Here is a 25,512-nt window from a genome sequence, read left to right on the forward strand (position 1 = left end):
CTATGCCGCGCTCCGTCCCCCCGCTGGTCATTGGACCGCACGAAATCTGGCCGCCGCTGATCTTGGCCCCGATGTCCGGCGTGACCAATCGCACCATGCGGGCCCTCTACAAGCCGTTCGGACTCGGGCTGACGGTGACCGAGTTCGTTTCGGCCAACGCCCTGCGATATGCATCGAGCGCCAAGCGGACGATGGAGATGATCGACCAGCACGGCATGGAGAAGCCGGTCTCCACGCAGCTCTGGGGCGACGATCCGGCGGTGATGGCGCAGGCCGCGCGAGTGGTGCGCGAATGCGGCGCCGATATCGTCGATATCAATTTCGGCTGTCCGGCTCCGAAGGTGACGAAGATCAACGGCGGCTCCGCGTGTTTGCGCGATATCGATCGCTGCGAGGCCATCATGCGCGCTGTGGTTGAAGCCGTCGATTGCCCGGTGACCATGAAGATGCGCTTGGGCTGGAGCGAAGACCAGATCGTATACGTGGAAGTCGCCAAGCGCGCGCAACACGTGGGCGTGCGGGCGGTTACGCTGCACGCGCGTACCGCGCGGCAATTCTACAAAGGCACCGCCGATTGGGAGCACATCGCGCGCCTCAAACGCGCGGTCGATATTCCGGTGATCGGCAACGGCGATCTCGATGACGCGGAAGGCGCGATGCGCCGCATGCGCGACGCGGGAGTCGATGCGATCATGCTCGGGCGCGCGACGCTCGGTAATCCATGGCTGATCTCGCAGATTCGCGACCTCATGGAAGGCCGCGACGCGCAGCCGGTTCCTAGTGCCGCCGATCGTTTGCGGTTCGCGCTCGTGCATTACCGAACGATGGTGGACGAACTCGGGGAATCGCGTGCCGTTCCGCAGATGCGCAAACATTTGGCACTCTATTTCAAGGGCATTGCGAACGCGGCGATTCTGCGCGAGCGCATCATGCATCTCGATCGCGCGGAGGAGGTTATCGCGGTGGTAGAAGAAACGATCGCCGATCTCGAGCGAGCGGTGGCGGCGTGACCGCCCTTGCGAACGACAAGTCGCAAGCGCAAGAGCTCTATGCGGAGACCTACGAGAATTACCGGCAGTTCGTGAATCCGCCGCTGGCACGCGTGATGAAACTTTCGGGAAGTCCCGTGGAAGTGCGCGCGCGAGGCTGCACCATTTGGGATCAGAACGGCAAGGCGTATCTCGATTTCGCCGGCGGGTACGGCGTCTTTACGCTCGGGCACAGCCATCCCAAAGTGATCGCGGCGGTGCAAGCGCAGCTCGAGCTGATGTCGCTCTCGGGAAAAACGATGTTCAACGTCATGCTCGGCCGCGCGTCGCGCAAACTCGCCGAGATGACGCCGGGCGATCTGCAGATTTCGTTTTGGGCCAATAGCGGAACCGAGGCCGTTGAAGGCGCCATCAAGCTCGCGCGCGCCGCGACGAAGCGTTCCAAGATCGTGGGAACCGAGAACGGCTATCACGGCAAAACGATGGGCGCGCTCTCGGCGAGCGGCCGCGAGTATTTCAAGACCGAGTATCGCCCGCTCGTGCCCGATATGACGCACGTTGCCTTCGGCGACGCAGCGTGTTTAGAGGAGGCGCTGCGCGACGCGGCGGCCTTCATCGTCGAACCCGTGCAGGGCGAAGGCGGCGTCAATATTCCAGCCGCCGGCTATTTGCGGGCGGCTCGAGAGGCCTGCGATCGCGCGGGCGCGCTCTTGATCGCCGACGAGGTGCAGACCGGGCTCGGCCGCTGCGGCTTGGCGTTCGGCTGCGATCGCGATGGCGTGGTGCCCGACATCATGGCGCTGGCGAAGGGGCTCTCGGGCGGAATCGTGCCGGTCGGAGCGTTTATCGTGCGGCCGACCGTGTGGAACGCGGCCTACGCGAAGGCGCCGCTCATGCACACCTCGACGTTCGGCGGCAACGAACTCGCGTGCGCTGCCGCGCTCGCCGCGATGCACGTGTTAGAAGAAGATGGGCTGATCGAGAACGCGCGCGTGCGCGGCGAACAACTGCTCGCCGGCGTCCGCGGCTTGGCGCACAACTATCCTGGCGTGGTGCGCGACGTTCGCGGCCTCGGGTTACTCGTCGGCGTCGAACTCACGAACGAAGGCTACGGCGGCTGGATCATTCCCGAGATGCTCAAGGCCGGCGTAACGGCGGCGTGGACGCTCAACATGCAGCGCGTCATTCGACTCGAACCGCCGCTCGTCGTTACGCAAGCCGAGGTTGAAGTAGCGCTGCGCGCGCTCGAAGCAGGGCTGGCGACCGCCTACGAGAAGCTCGGGCAGTTGTAATGACCCCGAAGTATTCCGTCATCCCGAGCCCCTCGAAGGGCGAGCCTCCCGACGAGCCGAGCGGTGAGGGCGCTTCGGGTTAATGCCGTATGTTGAAACGACAATCGTGATTGCCGCCCCCGCGCGCACGGTGTACGAGCTTGCCAAAGAGCAGGAGCGTTTTCCGCAGTTCATGCCCGACGTCGAGACGGTGACGGTGCTCGAACGGCACGCCGACCACATCATCACCCGTTGGAAGACGCTGGTCGAAGAGGCGCCCATCGAGTGGACCGAAGAGGATCGCTTCGACGACGGCGCGCTGCGCATCGACTACAAGCTGCTCGAAGGCGACCTCGATACGTTCGAAGGCGCGTGGACGTTTACCGAAAACGACGGCCGGACGCACGTGGTGCTCGGGGTCGAATACGATTTCGGCGTTCCGACGCTCGCCGAATTGATCGGCCCGACGCTGCATAAGAAGGTTCAGGAGAACAGCGCGATGATGCTGGCCGCATTAAAGAGCGAGGCCGAAAAAGCGTGACTGCCGCGCCGACCGCCAAATTTTGCTTCGTCGTGCATCCGCTTTCGCTTGAGGATGTGGTTCGCTACGAACCGGGAGCGAAGGGCAAAGGCGAGGCGATCGTTCGCAAGATTATGGAATGGATGCCGTCGTGGGCGGCGGTACACGTGACCGGCGTGCGCGCGCCCGACGGCCGCGAGACCGAAGGCTGGTTCGTCAGCGCCGCGCTGCTGCCCGAACAGATGCTCGAACTCCCGCGTGAGAAGGTGTACGAGCGCATCCTGCGCGCGATCGAGATCGGCGTGGAACTCGGAGCCGAGGTGGCGGGGCTGGGTGCGTTCACCGGCGTCGTAGGCGACGGTGGCATAACGATCGCGGAGCGCTCGCCGATTCCGGTAACGACCGGCAACTCGTTGACGATCGCCGCCGGGATTCAAAGTTTTTTCCGCGGCGCCGCAGAGATGGGCATCGATCCGTCGCAATCGACGGCCGTCGTGATCGGCGCGACCGGTTCGATCGGTGCGGCCTGCGCCAAGTTGATCGCACCGAAAGTTGCGCATCTCATCCTGGTCGCGCGCAACAATACGCGCCTGGCAAAATTTCACGATTCGGTTAAAGACGAGCTGCCCTGCACGTCGTCGTACACGACCGACGTCGGCGCCGCCGTGCGTCAGGCGCAATTGATTCTGACCGCGACCAGTTCGACGCAGGAGATCATCCAACCGGAAGATCTGCAGACGGGCGCCGTGGTCTGCGAGCTTTCGCTCCCGCACGACGTGAGCCGCCGCGTCGCGCAGGAACGGCCCGACGTGCTCGTGACCGAGGGCGGCAATATGATGGTTCCCGGCGATCCCATCTTCGATCGCGTGCGCGAACCCGGCACGCCCTTCGATCTCAATCTCCCGCCGCGCACGGCGCTCGCGTGCATGAGCGAGACGATGATCCTGGCGCTCGAGAATCGGCGCGAATCGTACACGCTCGGGCGCGGCATCGATATCGCGAAGGTCGTCGAGATCGAGGGTTTGGCCGCCAAAAACGGCTTTACGCTAGCCGACATGCGCGCGTTCGATACGGCCATCACACCGGAGAAGATCGAAGCCACTCGCCGCGCGGCGCAAGCGCGCAGAAATTCGGCGGTCGCGTGAAAACCATCGTCTCGGTCTCGCTCGGCAGCAGCACGCGCGATCATCACGCCACCGCGGATTTGCTCGGCGAACGGTTCGAGATCTCGCGCGTCGGCACCGACGGAAAACTCGACGTGGCGATTGCCAAGGTCAAAGAACTCGACGGCAAGGTCGACGCGATCGGCCTAGGCGGCATCGACGTGTATCTCTACGCCGGCAAGCACCGCTTCGCGCTGCGCGACGGCCTCCGCTTGCTCGAGGCGGCGAAGATCACGCCGGTCGTCGACGGGAGCGGCCTCAAAAACACGCTCGAACGCGAAGCGATCCGTTTCATGCAAGACGATCTGCACATCGATCTCAAAGGCCGGCGCGTACTGATGGTCAGCGCGCTCGATCGCTTCGGCATGGCGCAAGCCTTGGTCGATGCCGGCGCCGACGTGCTCTTCGGCGACTTCATCTTCGCCCTCGACAAAGACATGCCGGTCCGCAGCCTCGCCGAATTCGAGGAAATGGCCGAGAAGTATCTGCCCGACGCGTGCAAGCTGCCGTTTCAATTCTTCTATCCGACCGGCAAGAAACAAGAGAAGCCCCCCGAGCCGAAATATCCGCAGTACTATCACGACGCGGAGATCATCGCCGGCGACTTCCACTTCATGCGCCAATTCATGCCCGACGATCTCGGCGGCAAGATCGTCCTCACGAACACCGTGACCGAAAACGACGTCAACGAACTGCGCAAACGCGGAGTCGCGCAATTAATCACGACGACGCCGGATTTCCAAGGCCGCTCCTTCGGAACCAACGTCGTCGAAGCCGCGCTCCTCGCCCTCCTCAACAAAACCTGGACCGACGTAACCCCCGCCGACTACGAACGCGTCCTGCACGAACTCCACCTAAAACCCCGAGTCATCACCCTCTCCTAGCAAGGGGAGCCCGCTTCTTCCAGCATGACAGGCGCGGAGTCCGCTTGTCATCCTGAGCCTGTCGAAGGACAACGCACCGAACGCACCGATGCTTCAAGCCCGCTCATGCTTCGAGCCCGCTCATGCTTCGACAAGCTCAGCATGACAAAAAAAAAGGGCGGCGCGGGAGTCTGCTTGTCATCCTGAGCCTGTCGAAGGACGACGCACCGAACGCACCAATGCTTCAAGCGGCTCATGCTTCGACAAGCCCATGCTTCGACAAGCTCAGCATGACAAAAAAAAAGCCCGCCGCTTGTCATCCTGAGCCTGTCGAAGGACGACGCACCGAACGCACCGATGCTTCAAACCGCTCATGCTTCGACAGGCTCATGCTTCGACAAGCTCATGCTTCGACAGGCTCAGCATGACAAAAAAAGGGCGGCGCGGGAGTCGGCTTGTCATCCTGAGCCTGTCGAAGGACGACGCACCGAACGCACCGATGCTTCGAGCGGCTCATGCTTCGACAAGCTCAGTATGACAAAAAGGGCGGCGCGAGAGCTGCTTGTCATCCTGAGCCTGTCGAAGGACGACGCACCGAACGCACCGATGCTTCGACAAGCTCAGCATGACAAAAAACGGAGGATGAGGTGGGCGGGGTAGCGATAGTTCGGGGGGTGCGGCGGCTTCCGCGTGTGTTGCGCTTTTTTGATGTTTCGGTATTGGCGTCGGCCTCGATGGGGCCGGCGTATAGTCTCGCGGCGACGATGGGGCCGATGGTTGCCACGGCGGGTGCGGCCGCGCCGGTTGCGCTGCTCGCCGTTAGCGCCATCATGCTGTGCGTCGCGATCGCGTTCGCGCAATTAAGTCGCGTCGCACCCAATGCCGGTTCGTCGTATTCGTGGATTCGCATGGCGTTCGGCGGGCGGATCGGCGCGTACGGTGCGTGGCTGCTGCTGCTTTCGAACTTTTTTGCAACGATGGCGACGGCGGTTCCGGCCGGAATCTACACGCTCGATTTGCTGGCGCCACGCTACGCGCAAAACCCGCTCGCCGATGCCGGCGTCGGAGCGATTTGGATCCTCGGAAGTGCCGTGCTCCTCTACGTCGGCATACGCCCGACGGCGCTGGTGACGGCGATCGCACTCGCCATCGAATTGAGCGTACTTGCAGCGAGCGCGATCGTCGCCGCGCTGTCGCCGCATCACGCCGTCATCGCGCACGCGCCGCAGAGCGCGCACGTCTCGCTCTTCGCGCTCACGTTTTTCGGGTTCGTCAATGCGATGACGCTCGGAATCTGGATGAGCGACGGATGGGAAGTCTCCGCCTCGGCCGCCGAAGAGGTTCGCGACGATGCGCGCGCCTCGGGTCGCGGCGGCGTCACGGGATTGATCGCGACCACCGTGGTGCTCTGCCTCTGCATGATCGGCTATCTTCATCTCGGCAGCGTCGCGGGGTTTTCGGAAAACCAGGACGACTCGATGCGCTACGTGGGCGATCTGCTGGGCGGCGGTGCGTGGCGCTTCGCGATCGTCGCGACCGTGCTCGTCTCCACGTGCTCGGCGCTTTGGACGACGATCCTCTACCTCTCGCGTTCCGTCTACGCGATGGGGCGCGACGGACTGCTGCCGCCGGCTCTTGGAAAACTCGACGCGCGCGACGAGCCGCTGGCCTCGCTTGCGGCCGTCGCCGTTCTGGCAGCGGCGTTCGAACTCGCCACCGGGTTCTCGCCCACCGCGGCCGATGCGTTGCAGACCGTGCTCAATGCGAGCTCAATTTTTCTGGGGCTGCTCTTCGCGCTCAGCGCCGCGGCCGCGATCCGGACCTTTTTGCGAAAGCGTGAGAGCCGGCTCGCCGGCGTGGTGATCCCGGCTATCGGCTTGGTTGCCCTGGCGCTCGTCCTGACTGCCACCATTCTATTGGAGGACCGGGTTCTGCAGTATTACGCGGCCGGCGGGGTAGTACTGGGAATACCGTTCGCCCTCTGGCGGGGTGGTCGCCGGCTCGCTCCGGCAGGCGAGCTCCCTGGGGGGTACGAATGAACCGCGCTGGCGCCGCCTCATGGGCGCCTTTCTCACACGCTCGAGGGTCTGTACTTGAACGAAAAAGAGATCGTCCTTACCAAAGAGGGTTTGGCTAAGCTCGAGCATGAGCTCGACGATCTGAAGACCGTCCACCGCAAAGAAGTGAACGACCGCATCCGTCAGGCGAAAGAATTCGGCGACCTGAGCGAAAACGCGGAGTACGAAGACGCCAAGCAGGAGCAGGCGTTTATCGAAGGCCGCATTCTCAAGCTCGAGTCGATGATTCGTAACGCACGCCTGATCGATGAGTCGGACTATTCTGCCGACGAAGTGCATCTCGGATCGACGGTAAAGGTCAAAGACGTGAAGAACAGCTCGAGTCACGAGTTTTCGATCGTCGGGTCGGCCGAATCCGATCCACCGAACCATCGCATCAGCAACGAGTCGCCGCTGGGACGCGCCGTCTTGGGCCGCAAAAAAGGCGACACCGTCGACGTGGCCACGCCACGCGGCGTCGTCAAGTACAAGATCGAGGCGATCAAAAGCCTCGCTGCCCCCAAAAAAGCCGCCAAAAAAGCCAGCTAAAAAACGCACGCGAAGCCTAGGGCGGAGCGCCTTTTACTATGCACGATCCGGGGAAAACCGAAGCGCAACTCATAGCGGCCAGACAGACGAATCTGGCCGCTATGCGTTCGCGCGGGAACGATCCGTTCGCGCAGACGCGCTTTGACTCGAATGCCGACGCAGCGCAGCTCGCCGAGCGTTACGCACCGCTCGCGCCCGAAGAGCGCGCGCAGGCGCAGGAGTGGTCGCTCGCCGGACGCGTGATGTCGAAGCGGCGCATGGGCAAGACGATCTTCGCCGATCTGCGCGATCGAACGGGGCGCCTGCAGATCTACGTGCGTAAGGACGAAATCGGCGACGAGCTTTTCGCGGATTGGATCGATCTCGATATCGGCGACATCGTCGGCGTGCGCGGCTTCATGTTCCGTTCGAAGATGGGCGAACTGACGTTGCACGTTACCTCGTTTGCCGTGCTCGGCAAGACGATGCTGCCGCTGCCCGACAAGTGGCACGGCCTCACCGACGTAGAGAAACGCTATCGCCAGCGCTACGTCGACCTCATCATGAACCCCGAGGTTCGCGAGACGTTCGTGCTGCGCAGCCGCATCATCGCGGAGACGCGGCGCTTTATCGACGCGGCCGGCTTTTACGAAGTCGAAACGCCGACGCTGCTGCACGTAGCGGGCGGCGCGGCGGCGCGGCCATTTCTCACCCATACCAACGCCCTCGACGCGCAGATGCAGATGCGTATCGCGACCGAACTCAATCTCAAGCGCCTGATCGTCGGCGGTCTCGAGCGCGTCTACGAGATCGGCCGAATCTTTCGCAACGAGGGTATCGACACCACGCACAATCCCGAGTTCACGATGCTCGAGCTGTATGCGGCGTACTGGGACGTCCACGATATGCTCGAGTTCAACGAATCGCTCGTCGCGCATTTGGTCGCGCTCGTGAGCGGCGGGGGCGACGCACTCCCGGTCGGCGATAAGATGATCTCGTTCAAACGCCCCTTCAAACGCATCTCGTATCTCGACGGCATAAAAGAGCACGGCGGCTACACGCGCGAGCAGCTGCTCGATCCCGCCGGCGCGCGGGCGATCCTTGCCGAACTGGGCCTGCCGGCCTCGCCGACGCACGGCCACGCGCTCGATAAAATCTTCGAGCGCGTCCTCGAGCCGCATTTGATCGAGCCAACCTTCGTGATGGACTATCCGGTTATCATCTCGCCGCTGGCCAAACGCAAAAAAGACGATCCCGACCTCGTCGATCGTTACGAACTCTTCTGCGCGAACTTCGAAGTAAGCAACGCGTTTACCGAATTGAACGATCCCGACGACCAGCGCTCGCGATTCGAAGCGCAGATGAGCGATCGCGCGAAGGGCGACGACGAGATTCCCGAGCCCGACTGGGATTTCGTGCGCGCGCTGGAATACGGCATGCCGCCGACCGCCGGCATCGGTATCGGCGTCGACCGCCTCGTGATGCTGCTTACGAACAATCCGAGCATCCGCGACGTGATTCTCTTTCCGCTGCAGCGGCAGCACGGGTAGGGCGTGGACGGCTTAAAATGCGGTCACGAACCGTGTACCTGTTTCGTCGATCTCGGCGAACGGTATTGCGGCCCGGAGTGCCGCGAAGACGTGAACGCCGACGCCGAGATACAACCGCGCAGCCATTGCCGATGCAGGCACGTGGATTGCGAAGCGCGCTAGCGATGGCGCGATATGAACGATTCTTCGGAACGCTGGCGCTGCTCTGCGCGCTAGCGTCCCCGGCGGCATTCGCGACCGAGCCGCCCTCCATTGGCGTAACGCTCAACGGTTTGCTTGGAAGCTACAACACCGGCCAAGGCGCGACGACCCTCCCGCTCGTACCGCTGCCGATCTTCGAAGCGCACGTTCCGCTCGGGCGCTTGTCGATCGACGCGGAGGGCTTGCCGCCCATCGGACCGATCAGCTACGACGACGGCCGCGGCGCGACGCAGGCCACGCGAATCGGGTATGCATCGGCGGAGGTGCACTACGCGTTTCGCGGCGATCGATACGCCATCGGTATGGGCGAGACGCTGATCACGCAAGCGACGACGTTTCCCACGCTCTTCGTGCGCCGCATGAGTTCGCGCGTCGCCGGGTTCCGATTCTCGGGGCGCATTCGGCTGCAGAGCAATCGCGCCGGTCATACCGATCTCGAAATCGGGGCGAGTCCGCGCATGCATGCCGTGCAGCGATCGGTCGCGGCGGTCAGCGTCTGCGGCCCGCAGGGCTGCGTGCCGCGCTACTTCGGCTTCAACGATCCCGAGGTTGCGTCGCTCGCCGACGTAAAGCTGACGCACGAACGCCCGCTTGGCCGGTATGGGCTGCTCTACGGGATACGCTACTTCAATTATGTCGCGCACTACCCAGCCGCTCCGCGTCAGCTTGCCGACCACGACCGCTTCGTTATGCCGTTTGTGGGGATAACTGCGAAGCTCGGCCCCTGAAACCGTACTTACTTTTGGTGGGTCAAGTTGGAAGCGGACCGGTTTTCCGGCCACCGCGCAACATTTAAGGAGTTGTTTTACCGTGGATCTGACCAAAGAATATCCCCGCAGCGTGCACGATACCTGGCACGGCATCGTGCAACTCGGACGCACCTACGATAAGGCCGTCGCGCTCGCGCACGGAAACATCGGCGAATACCATTACAACTGCCCGATGGATCAAAAAGTCTTCGCGTTTCTCGGTATCGACCACGAAGAGTTTTTGGACATCGTCAAAAAGAACGGCGACATCAACAGCTACGTGCACGACCACGTCGACAAGAAGTCGCCGGCCGAACTCGAGAAGTGGAACCGCGAATACGTGAGTACCCCGCCGACCGGCGATTCGTTGAACTACATGACCGAACTGCGCAATCAAATCGCGCCGGATCGTGACGACGTCACGACGTGGCCCGACGTGCTCGACCTCGACGAGAAGCGCAGCGTGCCGCAGCGCGTCGCCGTCTGAGCGTCGTTCGCGCCGTCGTCGAGTACGACGGAACGAATTTCTGCGGGCTGCAGTATCAGCCGACCGTGCGTAGCGTCGCCGGTGAGTTGGAACGTTGTTTGAGCAAACTGTTCTCGCACGACGTTAAACTCACCGCGGCGGGCCGCACCGACGCCGGCGTCCACGCGACCGGCCAGGTCGTGACCTTTTCAACCGAGCGCGAGTTCCCGTTCGAACGGCTCGCGCTCGCCCTCAATGCGAACCTTCCCAACGACATTACCGTCCGCGACGTGAGCCTCGTGGACGAACGTTTTTCCGCGCGCTTCTCGGCCGTGGAGCGCACCTACGTCTACGCGATTCTCAACCGCCGCATGCCATCGGCCTTGCTCGGCCGGTATGCGTATCACGTATGGCACGACCTCGATCTCGACCGCTTCGCAACCGGCGCGCGCGCGTTGATCGGCGAGCACGACTTCCGCTCGTTCTGCGGCATGCTCCCGGAGAGCGGTCCCACGCTGCGCAACGTCAACGCGATCGACGTGCGGCGTTGCGGCGACTTGATTCGCGTGCGGATCACGGCCGACGGGTTCTTGCATCGAATGGTTCGCAACATCGTTGGTACGCTCGTCGACTGCGCGCGCGGGCGTCGCGATGCGTCGGCGATTCCGGCGATGCTCGAGGCTCGGGCGCGTGCGGCGGCGGGGCATACGGCTCCGGCGCACGGGCTGTACCTTGCCGGCGTGCTCTATCGCGATGGGTTTGATTCGTTTTCTGAGCCCGCGCTGTTTGGTGGTGGGGGCGATGACGGCGTTGGCGGGCGTTGAGGCGACCCTGCCGCGCCGGGACGCCCGCTTTTTCGCATCGTGCGAAAAAGCTGCTCGCTGACTCGTCGCTCTCGCCATCCTGGCTTCGCTCCTCGCTCAGACGCCCGGCGCGGCAGGGTCGCCTCAACGCCCGCCAACGCCGCCATTACTGGGATTGCGTGGCGTAGCCCAGGCGTTCGAAGAAGCCTAAGACCGTTAGGCGGGCGGCGGGGGTTTGTTCGAAATCGAAGGCTTCGCTGATGGTGCGTTCGGCGGTTTCGAGGGTTTCGGCGAGGCGTTGTTTGCCCGATTCGGTGAGGGTGATGTAGGTTGAGCGGGCGTCGCGTTCGTGTCTGGTTCGGTGGATGAGGCCGAGCTTTTCGAGCGGGATGAGTGCTCGGGTGATGCCGGAGGGGGTGAGGAGCAGGCGCTTCGCAAGATCGACGGCTCGGATGCGGCCGCCGATGACCGATGAGATTTCGAAGAGGATGAGGAAGTCGGTGTAGCCGATGCCGTGCGCGCCGCCGACGGCGGCTTCGAGACGGCGGCGGATCCAGGCGTCGGCTCGCGAGATGCCGATCGCGAGAGCCAGATTCTGGGTGATCATGGGTGGATTATAGTTGACTGTTCAACTATAAGTCAACGAGAGTTTTGACGATTATCCTTGACGGACGCCGGGTCATACCGTATGCTGTCTCGGTTGCCAAAGGCTCCGGCCTTCGGTAACTTCTCACGTTGACCCGTCCGTTCTTAAAGGAACTCGATAGAGAATGCGTACCTACCAACAGAAGACCGCGGAGACCCAGCACGACTGGTATATCGTCGATGCTACCGGACAGCGTTTAGGCACGTTGGCCGTGCGGATCGCGCGCGCACTCTCCGGCAAGCACAAGCCGACCTGGACCCCGCACATCGACGACGGCGATCACGTGATCGTCATCAACGCGGACAAGGTCGAGCTGGGCGGCAACAAGTGGGATCAAAAAGTGTACTATCGCCACAGCGGCTTTCCGGGCGGTCTGCGCGTCGAGACGGCGCGTTCGGTCCGGGACAAGCATCCGGAGCGCCTCATCGAGCGCGCGGTTCGCGGAATGCTTCCCACCAACCGTATGCGTGACGTGCACCTCGGACGCCTGATCGTCAACGCAGGTTCGTCGCATACACACACCGCCCAAGCACCCAAACCCCTCGCGTAGGAGCCATTTGTGAGCGAATCGTTTCAAGGTACCGGCCGTCGTAAGCGCTCGATCGCGCGAGTGAGACTCACCCTCGGTCAGGGCATCATCACGGTCAACAAGAAGCCCGTTGAAGAGTATCTTCCGCGCCCGACGCTGCAGCAGATCGTGCGGCAGCCGTTGGAAGCGACGCAGAGCCTGACGCGCTTCAACATCGACGTTAAAGCCGAAGGCGGCGGTATCGCCGGTCAAGCCGGCGCCATCCGTCACGGCATCGCTCGCGCGCTGCTCGCGATGGACGAATCGCTGCGCGAAGTGCTGCGCCGACAGGGCCTGCTCACCCGCGACCCGCGCGAAAAAGAATCGAAGAAGTACGGCCGCAAGCGCGCCCGCAAACGCTTCCAGTTCTCGAAGCGCTAATTCCCGAGTCGATCATCCGCCGGGTGTCGAAAAATGGAACGGAGCCGCGTTATCGCGGCTCCGTTTTGTTATGGCTGGAGTTGGTCACGATCGCGGCGGGCGCGTTCGCGCTTGCGTGGCATCCGTCGAGCGCGTGGGTGGAACGCGCTTTCAGCAACGGCTACTATCCGGTTTGGCAGCACGCGCTCTCCGCGATAACACTGCATCTGCCGTTCGCTTTGGGCGATTTCATCGTGCTCGCGGGAGCGGGCGTTACGCTCTGGCGAGTCGTCGTTGCGGTTCGCCGGCGGCGCCTGCGCCCCGTCCTCGATGCGCTCGCGCTCGTCGCGCTCTACGCGTGCTGGTTCTACGCCGGGTGGGGCTGGGGCTACGAACGAGCGCCGGTCCAAGATCGCGTCGCGTACGATGCGGCCGCCGTAACGCCGGCGGCGATCGACGCCCTGCGCCTAAAAGCGATCGCCGAGTTGAATCGGCTCGCGCCGCTCGCTCACGCGCAGCATCGCGCCGCTGCCGATCGCGCGGCGCTCTATGCGGCCTGGGTGCCCGTGGTGCGGCGGCTCGGCGACGGCTGGACGCCGCGCGTCGGCGCGCCGAAACCGACGCTCGCGGCGCCCTTCATGGATGCGAGCGGCACCAGCGGGTTCATCGATCCGTTTTCGCTTGAATCGCAGCTCGCACCGGATCTGCTCTGGTTCGAACGGCCGTTCTCGCTCGCGCACGAATGGACGCACGCCGCCGGCTACAATCGCGAAGACGAAGCGAACTACGCCGCGGTGCTCACCTGCCTGCGCGATCCGAACGCCGTGGCGCGATACTCGGGCTGGCTCGAGCTGTTTCTCTATCTGCCGTCGCCGCGACACTACGATCGGCGCACGTTCGCAACGCTCGTCTGGCAAGACTTCGCGGCTTTGCGCGCGCGCAACGCGCGCTTCGTTAACCTCGATCTCTCCCGCTTCTCGTGGCGCGTTTACGACCGGTATTTGCAGAGCAACCACATCGCCGCCGGCATTGAAAACTACAACGAAGTCACGCGATTGATGACGGGCATTCCGCTCGACGCCGACGGCTTGCCCATCCCGCGCTAGACCCGCTCGGACATACCCGGGCAACACCTCCGGCACGCATCGTACACATCGCGCCTTTAGCGTTGCACGATGGTATTCGATATAGCCGCGCCCTTGATGCAGGGGCTCGCCAACGCCCGCGATCGTCTGACCGCCGCCGCCGCCGCAACCGCCCGCGCCCAAACCGTACCCGGCGCCCCGCAAACCGACGCCGCAATGGCGGACGTCGCCGAACGAGCCGTCTTCACCGAAGCCCTCCTAGCCGCCACCCACGCGCGACTTGAAGAACTAAAAACCGTCACCAAATAACCCTAGCCGCGAGTTGTCATCCTGAACCAGTCAAAGGACGACGCACCGAACGCGCCGCTGCTTCGACAAGCTCATGCTTCGACAAGCTCATGCTTCGACAAGCTCAGCATGACAACAAGAAAAAAAGCGCGGCGCGGGTGTGCCCCTTGTCATCCTGAGCCTGTCGAAGGACGACGCACCGAACGCGCCGCTGCTTGGAGAAGCCCATGCTTCGACAAGCTCCCGTCCTTCGACAAGCTCAGGATGACAAAGGGGGCCTCGACAAGCTCCCGTCAGCGTGACCCGCCGCGTCTTTTTGTCATCCTGAGCCTGTCGAAGGACGACGCGCCGAACGCACCGATGCTTCGCGCCTTGGCAGGCTGGGGCGTTAGTGGGGGTGCGTTTCAATGTAGGGTCACCGCCGCAATTTGGTAATGGTTTCGATGCGCTTGCGTCATATCGTTCGCATACCTTGCCTATAGTAATCCAAAGACGCGGGAGGAAACAATGGATAGCATCGGCTTGCTCGAGACGGCTGCCAGCGGTATGGCGGCGCAGCGCGCCGCGCTCGACGTTGAGGCGCGCAACGTGGCGGCGGCGGAGGCGGCGGGGCCGACGGGTTCGTACGAACGGCTCGTTCCGCAATTCGAGGAGCGCGAGAGCGAAAGCGGTACGCCGCAGATCGCCTACTCGGGCGCACATCTGCAGCGCGGCAGCAGCGTCGATGTCCTGACCGAGATGATCGCCGTTATGAACGCGTCGCGCGCGTACGAGGCCAATGCGTCGATCTTCGACGTCGGGAAGCGCCTCGCCGAGCGGACGATCGACATGGGGCGGCTATGATCGTCGAACCGTTCGTACCCGACGCGCCGGCGATGCAGAAGAGCGCGGACCGCGGCGACGCAGGGGCGTTTGGAAAGCTGCTCGACGATCTCGGCGGCGTGTTGGATCGTGCGGAGCGCAGCGAGGATGCGCTGGCTGCCGGGCGCGGCGATCTGCAAGACGCGGCCTACGAACGCGCGCGCGCCGACGTCGCGCTTTCGATTGCAACCGCCGCCGCGCAACGGACCGCTGCGGCTCTTACCACCGTGCTCGGCATGCAGGTGTAGACGATGACCCTCGCTGGAGCGCTCGCGCGATGGCACGCGCTCGCCAAACCAACGCGTACCTCGATACTCGCGCTCGCCGGCGCGGCGATCGTCGTGCTGCTGCTCTCGAGCGCGTTCGCGCACCCAATGCAGACCGCGCTCTTCGCGAGCCCGCTACAGGCCGAGCAGCTCGCGGAGGTTCAGGAACGCTTGGCGGGCTGGAATGTGAGCTTTACGCCGACGGCCGACAACGTCGTCGTGAACGCGAAGCAGCGCAACGAGCTGCTTTTGCGACTCTCGCTTGCCGGCGTGCCGCACGCGCACGTGGAAAGCTCGGGGGATCTGCTGGCGAAGGTGGGCGCGTTGACGCCGCAGGCCGTGATCGACGCGCAGACGCGCGCCGGGCTAGCGGGCGACATTCAACTCGGTCTACGCGGTATCGATGGCATCGACGATGCTCGCGTGATCGTGGCTCCCGCGAAGCCCGGATATTTTGCCGACGAGCCCTCGCACGACGCAAGCGCGAGCGTGCGAGTGCAGCTGCGCCCCGGGGCGCAACTCAACCGCGATGCGGTGGCCGGGATTCGCGCGTTCGTCGCCGCGAGCGTGCCGGGACTCGATGCCGCGCACGTTACGCTCGTGGACGATCGCGGGGTTGCGCTCGGAACGGGCGCGGGCGGCGGCGATGCCGGCGAACTCCAACGATCGCTCCAAAGCGCACTCGACGCAGCGTTCGGTGCGAGCGCCTCGATCGTGCGCGTTCGCTTCGAGTACGACGAGCGTTCCGCGCAAAGCCGCGAGGTTCGCCGCGTTCCGATCGCGGCAATGCCGATTTCGTCGACGACCGACGACGAGCGCTACAACGGCTCGGGGAAGAACTACGATCGTACGCAAGCGCAGATCGAACGCGGAAGCGAGACGCGCGAAACGACGATCTCGTCGCAGCCGGGGCGCGTCGCGCGCATTTCCGTTGCGATCTTCGTCGACGCCGCGCGCGGCATCGATCTCTACAAAGTGCGCGCGCTCGCGCAGGCGAGTGCCGGGCTCGACCCGCGCCGAGGGGATGCGATCAGCGTGCAGGCGATGGATTTCGCACGCGCGCCGATCGCAAAAAAAGATGGCTGGTGGCTCGCATACGGCGCGCTCGTTCCGCTGCTTCCGGCGCTCGCGCTCGTGACCGGCGGGCTGATCGCGTTGCGGTGGTGCCTGAACCCGGCCGGCGATCTGCTGCGGAGCCTGGCCGAACGCGCGAACATCGCGCGCACCGCGGCGGCCGTCTCCGGGGCGGCGCCGGCGCGGGTGCGCGGCGCGCTGCAGGGCGAACCGCCGCATGCCGCGGCCGCGATCATCAGCGCGCTGCCGGCCGCGACCGCGGCCGCCGTTCTCGATATGTATCCCGAACACGAACGCAGTGCGATCGTGCGGCGCATGCAGCGGCACCACACACCGCTGCTCGCCGATGCCGAAGGACTGGTCGCCGATGCCTGAGTTTCAAACGCTTGCGTCATTGCTGCGTCCGCAAACCGCGGACGTCGCGAACCAACCAGATAAAGCCGAGCCCGCCGTGGAGGTGCAGCCGCCCGACCGCGTACAACCGGAGCCGCCGGAACTCGAAGAGGCGGCGCGTGAGATTCGCCTGTTCCACGCACACGTTCGCGAAGCGCTCGACCGAGCCGTGGAGCGACTCGTGTGCGAGATTGCAACCGATGTGGTCGCTCGCGAACTTCGGCTGGCGCCGGTCGAGATCGAGCGCATCGTCGATCGCGTGAGCCGCGAGTTCTTCGCCGAAGAGCCGATCCGCGTGTGCCTGCACCCCGACGACGTTTTGTCCGTCCTCACGCACGACGTCGCGCTCGTCGCGGATCGAACGCTGCGGCGCGGCGACGTGCGGCTCGAGGTTCGCAACGGCTCGATCGATGCGTCGCTGGGCGTGCGCCTCGCCGGCGTCGTGGAACGCGCGCTACGATGATCGCACGCGGCATCGTCATGGCGGCTTCGGGCGGCGTGCTCGCGGCGCGCCTACCGATTTCCCGCATCGGCGAACGGGTTGAAATTACCGGCACGCACGGCATAGTCCGCGGAACGGTTACCGCGCTGCATCGGGATCGCGCGACGATCGCGCCGCACGGATCGCTGGACGGCGTTACCGTCGGCGACGTCGTCTCGATCGATCCGTCGGCGATCGTGCCGCCGCCGGGACTCGCGGCGCTCGATCGCACGATCGACGATTGTTCGGCGTTTCGCGCAACCTGCGAGAGCATCGCGCCGGCGAATCGTCGCGCGATCGTGCAGCCGTTCTGGACCGGCGTGCGCGCGATCGACGGATTGCTTACGCTCGGGCGCGGAGCGCGCGTCGGGCTCTTCGGGCCGCCGGGAGCCGGCAAATCGACGCTTCTGCAGAGTCTGGCGCGCGGTGCGCGCGCCGATGCCGTCGTCGTCGGACTCGTCGGCGAACGCGGACGCGAGGCCGAAGCGTGGATGCGCGCTCGGCCGCCGCGAACCGCGGTCGTCTGCGCGACGGGCGATCGTTCGGCTGCCGAGCGCGTTCATGCGGCGCGCGTCGCGCTCGCACAGGCGCACGCGCTGCGCGCGCGCGGCCTGCACGTGCTGGTGATTCTCGATAGCCTGGCGCGCTTCGGCAACGCGTTGCGCGAGGTGGCCGTCGCGGCCGGCGAGAGCGTGGGCCGCGGCGGATATCCGGCGAGCGTCTTCGCCGACTTGGCCCGACTCGTTGAAATTGCGGGTACGACGGCGCACGGATCGATCACGCTGATCGCCACGGTACTCTCCGACGGTGACGAACGCGATCCCATCAGCGACGCCGCGCGTTCGCTGCTCGACGGTCACATCGAGCTTGCCGCGGCGCGCGCGCAAGCCGGACGCTTTCCGGCCATCGACGTTCCGGGCAGCGCCAGCCGTACCGCGCTCGACGTAATCGACGCCGGGCACGCGCGTCACGCGCGCGCTGTGCGCGGCGCGATCGCCGCTCTCGCGCAGACCGCCGATGCCCGATCCCTCGGCATGGTGCCGGCCGACCCGTTCGCCGCACGAGCCGTGATGATGGAAGAAGCAATCGAGGGCTTTCTGTGCCAAGGCGGCGAGCCGAGCCCCGTGGCGGCGACCCGTGCGGAGCTGGCCCGACTTGCCGATAACCTATTGAGTACCGCATGGATATCACCACCGATTTAGCCGCCGTCCAGACCCGCATCGCCCAAATTACGGGCGCTCCGCTTCCGGCTGCCCCGGTTCCGGCCGCTCCCGCGGCTCCGGGCGCTGCCGGCGCGCCAGCCGGGATTGACGGCGTGCCGCTGCTCGATGCCTCGGCACCGGGCAGTTTCGCCGGCTTGGTGCAAGCCGCGCTCGCCGGGAATTCGGCCGCCCCGGCCGTGCAACCGGCCGCTCCGGCGGCCTATAACGCTCCCGCGATGGTGCCTCCCGCCCAGATCGACAGCCTCGTACAGGCCAACTCGGCGGCGTGGGGCGTCGACCCCGCGTTGGTCAAAGCGATCATCGCCAACGAGTCGGGATTCAACGCGAACGCGACGTCGCGAACCGGCGCGCAGGGGCTCATGCAGCTCGAGCCGGGAACCGCGGCCGGCCTCGGCGTGAGCAACTCCTACGACCCCGCCCAAAATATTTGGGGCGGCACGCGTTACATTAGGGGGTTGTTGGATCGTTTCCATGGAGACATGCGTCTGGCCGTCGCGGCCTACAACGCCGGACCGGGCGCGGTCGAGAAGTATTCGGGGATTCCACCCTATGCGGAGACCCAAAATTACGTTCAAAACGTGCTCTCGAGTTACGACAAATATAAGGCCGGACCGGCACGATAATCGCGCGCTCCTTTGCGCGTTGCTCGGCGTACTGCTCGTGGCTGCGGCGCCCGCAGCGGTGCCGACCTCCAGCATCCTCGGCGTCTTCGACGCTCGCAAGAGCGCGTTAGCGCAACTCGGTCAGCACGAGCCGCAATCCATCGAGATGACCGGCACGCTCAACGGGTACGCGCTCGACGGCACGTTCCACAGCTGGCACGACGGAGAGAGCGATCGTTTCGTGCAAGAGCTCGGCGTTCGCGACGAACAAACGCTGCGCGTCGGCGATCGCGAGTATGCGATCGATTCGAGCGGCGACGTACGCGAACTGCGCGGGTTGCTCTCGCAGCGTCAAAAGACCGAAGACTTCATCGACTCGGGCGAGTTCTTAAATCGGCCGCAGTACTCCACGTTGATCGGCCCCGCTGCGCTGCCGGACGGCCGCGCCGTCGTGCAGGTTTTGGTGCAGCCGCCGGGCGGCGAGGCCGAAACCGTCTCTCTCGACGCGCGCACGTCGATGATCGATCGCCTGAGTTTTGCCGACGACGACGGCACCTCCACCATCGACTTCTACGATTATCGCGCGGTTCACGGCGCGCTCGTTGCCTACAAACGCGTCGACTCGAACGGGGATCACGCATACGACGTGACCGAGACGACGACCGACGTGCGCGTGGATAAACCGATCCCGGCGACGGTGTTCGCGGTACCGGCCAGCGTCCAGATTCAAACCGACCGTCCGATTACGGTGCCGCTCGCGCGACGAGCCGGACACTATTACGCGCAAGTGACGATCCACGGCCACGACTACCAATTCTTGGTAGACACCGGCGCGCAAGGTGTGGTCATCGATTCGCGCGTTGCGGCCGAACTCGTGCTGATGCCGGCCGGCCGGCTCGAAGTCTCGGGCGCGACGCGCACCGGGGGCCTGGGCATCGCGCCGCTCGGAAGCATCGGCATCGGCTCGGCCCGGCTGCCCGTGCGCGTCGTCAGCGTTCTCGATCTCAACAGCGCGACCAACGGTGCCTTTCCAATCGACGGCATTCTCGGCTACCCGTTCTTTGCCGAGTCCGAGGTGCGCATCGATCCCGACCGGCTCACGATGACGATCGGAAAGCCCGGCTCGCTGCCGGCGCTCGGCGCCAAGTTCGATGTGGACGTCGATCGCCAACTCGCCGAGATCTCGGGAACGATCGATGGCGTGACCGGGCGCTTCGTCGTTGACACCGGAAACTCGACCGAGCTGCTCGTCTTCCAACCGTTCTTACGAAAACACGTCGGCCTAATCTCGTACGCGGGACACTCGCAGATTCCGAACTTCGGTATCGGCGGTTCGATGAACGCCGTCGGTGCGATCGTTAACGAACTCGATCTGGGACCGTTCCGGTTCTTCAATCGGAATGCGAACATGATGCTGACGAGTTCGGGTGCCTTCGCCGATAAGTTCGATGCCGGCAACATCGGCATGGGGACGATGCAGAATTTCATCAGCACCTTCGACCTAGCGAACAACGCGCTGTATTTCGAGCGCGGAGCCGGCTTCGACGATGGCCGGTACCGCCCGGTAACCGAGTAACGCACGCGTAACGCCGCGTTCATAACTGCGGCGTACGCTTGCGTGCATGACGATTTCGGAACATCTCGAGTTCAGCGTCTTGACGACGCCGCTGGCCGCCGTGGACCGGCGCGCGCTCTCGCAAGCATGGTATTCCGCCCTCTACTCACAGCACCAAGCGGCTCCCAAACCGCCGCCGCGCACGGCGACATCGGACGCGGGCCCGGCAGCCGCGCGCCCATCGTTTGCCGACGCGCGCGACGGCGCGGCACGCACGGCGCCGACCGCGCCGCGTCGGTTCGCGGGCGAACCGGGCGTTTCTCGAGTGGTACCGATTGCCGGCGATCGGCGCGCGGCGCGTTCGCCGCTCGCGCGCAGAATCGAATGCGTCTTCGTGCGTCCGCAGGTGCCCGCACGCCGGGCAACATTCGCGCTCGCCGGTAGCCGCGGACGCGTGCAGATTCTCTTGCGGCAAGCCGGTCCTCGCGTCGCGCTCGTCGCGATCTGTGCGGCCGGCGCTCGCGAACACGTTGCGGCCGCCTTAGCGCAGGCGCGTTACGCACTCGCCGCACGCGGCGTTACGCTCGATGCACGGACGCGCGTGAACGCATGCTGATATCGCCGCCGATCGCTCAGGCCTTTACCGATATCTCGGCGCGCGAACGGGATCTCTCGCGCGCTTTCACGCCCGGCGCCGTGCCGGAAAAGAGCGACGTCGCGAAAGGATCGAGCAGCACGTACGCGCTCGATCCGCTCGCCGTTGCGGCTCCGCCGGACGCGTACTTCGTAACCGTCGGCGAAGCCGGCAAACTCCGCTACGATCGTGCCGGCACGCTGCAATTTCGCGACGGCGCGTTGCTCGGCGCGGGAGGCCGCCCGATGATGGGCTATCGCGACGCTCGAAGCACCCTCGCTCCGCTGCGCGCCGATCCGGTGGACGTCGCGCTCGGTTACGCGAGCGATCCGCGCGTCGACGGCGACGGGGCCGTCACGTATGCGCGCGAGACGATCGATCCGCGCACGGGCGCGCGCGAGGTTCGGCGCGTGTGTCTGGGTCGCATCGCGCTCGCACGCTTCGCCGCCGGTACCAAGCTGCAGCCGTTCGATGGAACGAGTTTCGGCGCGCCGCCCGAAACCGCACCGCATCTGGGTCGCGCGCGCGACGATAATTTTGGTCCGTTGACGCCGCACGCGCGCGCGGGCAGCGGCATCGACATCGACCTCGGTCTGCAGCGACTGCAGGAGGCCTATCTCGCGTTCGACGCGTTGCGCGTCGCCGATCACGCCAAAACCGGCGTCGAAAAGACGGCGATGGATCTCTTAAAATGATGGTTCTCACGTTCGATACGCAACGCGAACGCGCCGGCGGCCGCCGCATTCGCCGGGCGCGATTCGAACCGCGCTCGTCGCTTCCGATAGCGGCGGCATGCGTGGTCGCAAACGGCATCCGCGAAACGCTCGGATCGCTGCTGCAAGGACCGGTTGTCGTGCGCTTGCTCGAACCGCGACTTCCCGGCCCCGGCGCCTGGACCGCCATCGCCGCCGGTGCGCGCTGCTTTCGCGTCTGCGGACCGATCGCCGCCGCCGCCTTCGTCCTGCGTCCGAACGACGCACTCGCGCTTGCATGCTGCGCGTTCGGCGAGTCGCCCGACGCTCCGCGCGATCTCTCGACGATCGAAGATCGCGTCCTCACCCGTGCGATCGGCGCCTTAACGAGCACGCTCGCGCCGGTCTGCGACGCGCGCGACGGCGCCGCAGCCGAGCCGGTCGATGAGCTGCGCGGCTACACCACCTACTTCGAAGTCTTGCTCGAACGGCCGGTCGCCGCGCGCATCGGCATCGCACTCTCGCGCGACCCTATCCCAACGGGCTCGGCCCGGCTCCAACCGTCGGATCTGCTCGATCTCGAAGTGGAGATCAGCGCGGAGTTCGCCCGGGGAACGATCTCCGGCTCGGCCATGCTCGCCTTACATCCGGGGGGCGAGGTGCCGATGACCACAAAGGTGGCCGAACTTGGCACACTTAAGGTGGGTGGAACGATTGTGGCGCGCGGTGAGTGTGGCGCAATCGCCGGCCGGTACGCACTTCTCGTACGCGACGGTCTTGGGGGTCGGTGAGGATGACGATGGCAGCAGAACAGCACAACAACGGGATCGATCGGCAGAACTTGGATCTGCTGATGAACGTCCCTTTGCAAGTCACGGCCGAACTCGGAAAATGTAAGATGTCGGTTGCCGACATCCTCAAGCTTGCGACCGGCTCGATCGTCGAACTCGATCGCCTCGCCGGTGGGCCCGTGGATCTGCTCGTTAACAACAAGCTCGTGGCGCGGGGAGAGGTTGTTGCCATCGACGAGAACTTTGGCGTGCGCGTTACGGAGCTGATTCAGAAACCGACTGGGTAGGGGGGCGTTCTCGGCGGCCCGCGCGGAGGGTGGGGCTCCCGGGCAAGGACGTTCGAAAAACGCCATCCTGGCGTTTTTCTACTTCGCCGCTTTTTCGACTAACGAAGTTTTGAAGATCGACATCCTGTCGATTTGTCGAAAAAGTCGGAGACCTTGCCCGGGAGTCCCACCCTCCGCGCGGGCCGCCGATAGCGGTTGTGCGGAATGGCTATTGCGTGGTCATGGCGTGGTAACGTGAGGGCGCGACAATCCATTTGTATGGATGGACTGTTGCGGATTGCGGGGCACGTGCATGGGGCGCTTCCGTTGGATGTGTTGGCGGGATTGACGGTGCTTTCGGTGGCGCCGTTTTTGCTGGTGATGTGTACGGCGTTCGTGCGGATCGTGGTGGTGCTCTCGCTCGTGCGCTCGGCGATTGGGGCGGCGGCGCTGCCGCCGAATGCGGTTTTGACCGGCGTGGCGCTCGTGTTGACGCTCGTGATTATGGCGCCGACGATGAATCGGATTTCGCGCGAGGCGGTGCAGCCGTATTCGGTGGGGCGGATTTCGCAGGCGCAGTTTTTGGATCGGGCGGTAGCGCCGCTGCGGACGTTTATGCTGCGGCAGACACGCTCGTCGGACGTTGCGCTGTTCTCGCGGGTTGCGCGGCGGGAGCCGGAGCGGAGTGAGTCGGCGCCGATGTACGTGATTATTCCGGCGTTTGTGGTTGGGGAGTTGCGGGATGCGTTTGCGATCGGGTTCGCGCTCTACCTGCCGTTCGTCGCGATCGACTTGGCGGTGGCTTCGATCTTAATGGGGCTCGGAATGTTCATGCTGAGTCCACCGGTGATCTCGCTGCCCGCCAAGCTGCTGCTCTTCGTGATGGTCGACGGGTGGGCGCTCGTCTGCGGAGGCGTGGTCTCCAGCTTTAGATAATGGGACCTCATGCGTATTAGCGACGCGCTGACCGCGGTACGGCCGTTCTTTTCCTTCGAGTTCTTTCCGCCGCGCAGCGACGAGGCGCACGCGCAGCTGCTCGAAACGCTGCAGGCGTTGCGCGCTTTTCGGCCGGCCTTCGTTTCGGTCACCTATGGGGCCGGCGGCTCGACGCGGGCCAAGACGGTGGATCTGGCGCGCGAGATCCGCGACGGGCTCGGGCTGAACTTCATGGCGCACGTGACGTGCGTCGGCAATTCGCGCGCCGAGTTGCGAGCGCTCTTTAACGATCTCGAAGCGGCCGGTATCGAGAACGTCATGGCGCTGCGCGGCGATCCGCCGCGCGGGAGCGCGGCGTTCGTGCCGGTCGAGAACGGGTTTGCGTACGCGAGCGAACTGGTCGCGATGCTGCGCCGGACGTACGGGTTTTGCGTCGGCGGCGCGTGTTACCCCGAGAAGCACGTGGAGGCGCCGGACGCGGCGACCGATCTCGCGCATCTGGTGGAGAAGGTTCGCGCCGGCGCCGAATTCTTGGTAACGCAGTTTTTCTTCGACAACGATAAATATTTCGCGTTCGTGCAACGCGCGCGCGACGCGGGCATCTCGGTGCCGATTTTGCCGGGGATCATGCCGATTACCAACTACGCGCAAATCGCGCGGATGGCGGCGATGGGCGGCGGAACGATCCCTCCGAAATTGCGGGTGGAGCTCGACGCGCGCGCGGATCAGCCCAAGGCCGTTGAGGATCTCGGGGTGGCGTACGCGGCGCTGCAGTGCGCCGATCTCTTGGCGCGCGGCGCGCCGGGTATTCATTTCTACACGCTCAACCGATCGCCGGCAACGCGCGCGATCGTGAGTTCGCTGCTGGCCGCGACCGCCTGGCAGAATTCGTTTCGTCCCGCCGCCACCACGCTTTGGTAGCATCCCGGTAACACGCCCCCGGTAGCATCGGCGCATGGATGCGTTCGATGGGTTGCTGCGCGAGGGGCTGGTGGTAACGGCGGTGCTGTGCGTGCCGGTCTTGCTGCTCGCGACCCTGGTCGGCACGGCGGTCGCGGTGATGCAGGCCGCCACGCAGATTCAGGAGCAGACCCTTTCGCTTTTGCCGAAGCTGCTTGCCGTAGGTATCGCCGTTACGCTTTTCGGGGGTTTCGGCATGCACTTGTGCGCCGGACTCTTTACCGACGTGCTCGCTCAGATACCGGTGCTCGTGCGTGGGTAGCGCCGCGGAGTTACTGGTATTCGGACGGTGCGTCGGATTCGTTTCGCGCGCGCCGGGGTTCTCGCACCCGAGCGTGCCGCACGCGGCGCGCGCCGGACTCGCCCTCGTGCTCGCCGTAGGACTGACGCCCGCGGTGCGCGAGATGCACGCGCCCGACGGGATGGCATTCGTTCTCGCATTGGCGATCGAAGTCGGCATCGGCGCGGCGATCGGCGTTGCGGCGTCGGTGCTGTACGACGGCGCGTATGCGGGCGGCCGCGCGCTCGATGACTACGTCGGCATTCGCGCAAGCGTGCCGACCGCGCAGTTGTACGCGCCCAGCGGCTTCGGGCGGATCTGGTCCAACGTGTTCCTGGCCGGATTCTTTTTGCTCGGCGGCTATCGGATCGTGATTCTGATGTTCGCGAGA

General features: G+C 64.8%; 31 protein-coding genes. 30 read left to right on the forward strand and 1 reads right to left on the reverse strand.

Annotated elements, in window-relative coordinates; all coding sequences use genetic code 11:
- Positions 1-2 precede the first annotated feature (2 nt).
- From dusB to truA, 11 genes are all read left to right on the forward strand, one after another.
- Positions 3-1,010, forward strand: coding sequence for a tRNA dihydrouridine synthase DusB (dusB, locus tag VIG32_04105; GenBank protein HEY8297188.1), 1,008 nt, complete (start codon positions 3-5; stop codon positions 1,008-1,010).
- Positions 1,007-2,281, forward strand: coding sequence for an aspartate aminotransferase family protein (locus VIG32_04110; GenBank protein ID HEY8297189.1), 1,275 nt, complete (start codon positions 1,007-1,009; stop codon positions 2,279-2,281). The genes dusB and VIG32_04110 overlap by 4 nt, the downstream gene beginning before the upstream one ends.
- 82 nt (positions 2,282-2,363) lie before the next feature.
- Positions 2,364-2,801, forward strand: a complete 438-nt coding sequence (locus VIG32_04115; protein ID HEY8297190.1) for an aromatase/cyclase — start codon at positions 2,364-2,366, stop codon at positions 2,799-2,801.
- Positions 2,798-3,925, forward strand: a complete 1,128-nt coding sequence (locus VIG32_04120) for a hypothetical protein (GenBank protein HEY8297191.1) — start codon at positions 2,798-2,800, stop codon at positions 3,923-3,925. Before VIG32_04115 ends, VIG32_04120 begins: the two co-directional genes overlap by 4 nt.
- Positions 3,922-4,827: a hypothetical protein gene (locus tag VIG32_04125; protein HEY8297192.1), complete on the forward strand. Its 906-nt coding sequence runs from the start codon at positions 3,922-3,924 to the stop codon at positions 4,825-4,827. Before VIG32_04120 ends, VIG32_04125 begins: the two co-directional genes overlap by 4 nt.
- A 671-nt stretch (positions 4,828-5,498) precedes the next feature.
- Positions 5,499-6,845: an APC family permease gene (locus VIG32_04130; protein ID HEY8297193.1), complete on the forward strand. Its 1,347-nt coding sequence runs from the start codon at positions 5,499-5,501 to the stop codon at positions 6,843-6,845.
- Positions 6,846-6,899: 54 nt separating this feature from the next.
- On the forward strand, positions 6,900-7,412 hold the full coding sequence (gene greA / locus VIG32_04135) for a transcription elongation factor GreA (GenBank protein ID HEY8297194.1): 513 nt from the start codon (positions 6,900-6,902) through the stop codon (positions 7,410-7,412).
- Between the two features lie 38 nt (positions 7,413-7,450).
- Complete coding sequence (gene lysS, locus VIG32_04140) at positions 7,451-8,941, forward strand: lysine--tRNA ligase (protein HEY8297195.1); 1,491 nt, start codon at positions 7,451-7,453, stop codon at positions 8,939-8,941.
- Positions 8,942-9,105: 164 nt separating this feature from the next.
- Positions 9,106-9,870, forward strand: coding sequence for a hypothetical protein (locus VIG32_04145; protein ID HEY8297196.1), 765 nt, complete (start codon positions 9,106-9,108; stop codon positions 9,868-9,870).
- Between the two features lie 82 nt (positions 9,871-9,952).
- Positions 9,953-10,378, forward strand: coding sequence for a DUF5069 domain-containing protein (locus tag VIG32_04150; GenBank protein HEY8297197.1), 426 nt, complete (start codon positions 9,953-9,955; stop codon positions 10,376-10,378).
- Complete coding sequence (truA, locus tag VIG32_04155; protein ID HEY8297198.1) at positions 10,318-11,181, forward strand: tRNA pseudouridine(38-40) synthase TruA; 864 nt, start codon at positions 10,318-10,320, stop codon at positions 11,179-11,181. Before VIG32_04150 ends, truA begins: the two co-directional genes overlap by 61 nt.
- A 145-nt stretch (positions 11,182-11,326) precedes the next feature.
- Here the strand turns inward: truA and VIG32_04160 are convergent, their stop codons facing one another.
- Entirely contained in the window at positions 11,327-11,767 is a 441-nt protein-coding gene (locus tag VIG32_04160) for a MarR family transcriptional regulator (GenBank protein HEY8297199.1), read from the reverse strand.
- Between the two features lie 163 nt (positions 11,768-11,930).
- On the opposite strand from VIG32_04160, the gene rplM reads away from it, so the two are divergent.
- The 19 genes from rplM to VIG32_04255 all read left to right on the forward strand — a co-directional run.
- Complete coding sequence (gene rplM / locus VIG32_04165; GenBank protein HEY8297200.1) at positions 11,931-12,356, forward strand: 50S ribosomal protein L13; 426 nt, start codon at positions 11,931-11,933, stop codon at positions 12,354-12,356.
- A 9-nt stretch (positions 12,357-12,365) separates the two neighbouring features.
- The gene (gene rpsI, locus VIG32_04170; protein ID HEY8297201.1) at positions 12,366-12,755 is read left to right on the forward strand and encodes a 30S ribosomal protein S9; all 390 of its coding nucleotides are present in this window, start codon (positions 12,366-12,368) and stop codon (positions 12,753-12,755) included.
- Between the two features lie 65 nt (positions 12,756-12,820).
- A complete protein-coding gene (locus VIG32_04175) occupies positions 12,821-13,840 on the forward strand; it encodes a DUF3810 family protein (protein HEY8297202.1) in 1,020 nt (339 codons plus the stop codon).
- 69 nt (positions 13,841-13,909) lie between these two features.
- Positions 13,910-14,128 (forward strand): hypothetical protein, encoded by a 219-nt coding sequence (locus VIG32_04180; protein ID HEY8297203.1) that lies wholly within the window; start codon positions 13,910-13,912, stop codon positions 14,126-14,128.
- Between the two features lie 486 nt (positions 14,129-14,614).
- A complete protein-coding gene (locus tag VIG32_04185; GenBank protein HEY8297204.1) occupies positions 14,615-14,950 on the forward strand; it encodes a flagellar basal body rod C-terminal domain-containing protein in 336 nt (111 codons plus the stop codon).
- The gene (locus VIG32_04190; GenBank protein ID HEY8297205.1) at positions 14,947-15,216 is read left to right on the forward strand and encodes a hypothetical protein; all 270 of its coding nucleotides are present in this window, start codon (positions 14,947-14,949) and stop codon (positions 15,214-15,216) included. The genes VIG32_04185 and VIG32_04190 overlap by 4 nt, the downstream gene beginning before the upstream one ends.
- A gap of 3 nt (positions 15,217-15,219) precedes the next feature.
- Positions 15,220-16,683 carry a flagellar M-ring protein FliF C-terminal domain-containing protein gene (locus VIG32_04195; protein ID HEY8297206.1) on the forward strand — a complete coding sequence of 488 codons (1,464 nt, stop codon included), beginning with the start codon at positions 15,220-15,222 and terminating at the stop codon, positions 16,681-16,683.
- The gene (locus VIG32_04200; protein HEY8297207.1) at positions 16,676-17,164 is read left to right on the forward strand and encodes a FliH/SctL family protein; all 489 of its coding nucleotides are present in this window, start codon (positions 16,676-16,678) and stop codon (positions 17,162-17,164) included. Before VIG32_04195 ends, VIG32_04200 begins: the two co-directional genes overlap by 8 nt.
- On the forward strand, positions 17,161-18,384 hold the full coding sequence (locus VIG32_04205; GenBank protein ID HEY8297208.1) for an ATP-binding cassette domain-containing protein: 1,224 nt from the start codon (positions 17,161-17,163) through the stop codon (positions 18,382-18,384). Before VIG32_04200 ends, VIG32_04205 begins: the two co-directional genes overlap by 4 nt.
- Entirely contained in the window at positions 18,363-19,028 is a 666-nt protein-coding gene (locus VIG32_04210) for a lytic transglycosylase domain-containing protein (protein ID HEY8297209.1), read from the forward strand. Before VIG32_04205 ends, VIG32_04210 begins: the two co-directional genes overlap by 22 nt.
- Positions 19,029-19,047: 19 nt before the next feature.
- Positions 19,048-20,583 (forward strand): retroviral-like aspartic protease family protein, encoded by a 1,536-nt coding sequence (locus tag VIG32_04215; protein ID HEY8297210.1) that lies wholly within the window; start codon positions 19,048-19,050, stop codon positions 20,581-20,583.
- A 46-nt stretch (positions 20,584-20,629) separates the two neighbouring features.
- Complete coding sequence (locus tag VIG32_04220) at positions 20,630-21,178, forward strand: hypothetical protein (protein ID HEY8297211.1); 549 nt, start codon at positions 20,630-20,632, stop codon at positions 21,176-21,178.
- Positions 21,172-21,891: a hypothetical protein gene (locus VIG32_04225; protein HEY8297212.1), complete on the forward strand. Its 720-nt coding sequence runs from the start codon at positions 21,172-21,174 to the stop codon at positions 21,889-21,891. The genes VIG32_04220 and VIG32_04225 overlap by 7 nt, the downstream gene beginning before the upstream one ends.
- Positions 21,888-22,679: a FliM/FliN family flagellar motor C-terminal domain-containing protein gene (locus tag VIG32_04230; GenBank protein HEY8297213.1), complete on the forward strand. Its 792-nt coding sequence runs from the start codon at positions 21,888-21,890 to the stop codon at positions 22,677-22,679. Before VIG32_04225 ends, VIG32_04230 begins: the two co-directional genes overlap by 4 nt.
- 8 nt (positions 22,680-22,687) lie before the next feature.
- The gene (gene fliN / locus VIG32_04235; protein HEY8297214.1) at positions 22,688-22,966 is read left to right on the forward strand and encodes a flagellar motor switch protein FliN; all 279 of its coding nucleotides are present in this window, start codon (positions 22,688-22,690) and stop codon (positions 22,964-22,966) included.
- A 258-nt stretch (positions 22,967-23,224) separates the two neighbouring features.
- Positions 23,225-23,881, forward strand: a complete 657-nt coding sequence (fliP, locus tag VIG32_04240) for a flagellar type III secretion system pore protein FliP (protein HEY8297215.1) — start codon at positions 23,225-23,227, stop codon at positions 23,879-23,881.
- Positions 23,882-23,890: 9 nt separating this feature from the next.
- Positions 23,891-24,802 (forward strand): methylenetetrahydrofolate reductase [NAD(P)H], encoded by a 912-nt coding sequence (gene metF / locus VIG32_04245; GenBank protein HEY8297216.1) that lies wholly within the window; start codon positions 23,891-23,893, stop codon positions 24,800-24,802.
- Positions 24,803-24,836: 34 nt separating this feature from the next.
- On the forward strand, positions 24,837-25,103 hold the full coding sequence (locus VIG32_04250; GenBank protein HEY8297217.1) for a flagellar biosynthetic protein FliQ: 267 nt from the start codon (positions 24,837-24,839) through the stop codon (positions 25,101-25,103).
- A partial coding sequence (locus tag VIG32_04255) for a flagellar biosynthetic protein FliR (GenBank protein ID HEY8297218.1) occupies positions 25,096-25,512 on the forward strand: 417 nt, incomplete at its 3' end. The genes VIG32_04250 and VIG32_04255, both read left to right, overlap by 8 nt.

The organism is Candidatus Baltobacteraceae bacterium (genome assembly GCA_036559195.1).
Classification (GTDB): domain Bacteria; phylum Vulcanimicrobiota; class Vulcanimicrobiia; order Vulcanimicrobiales; family Vulcanimicrobiaceae; genus JALYTZ01.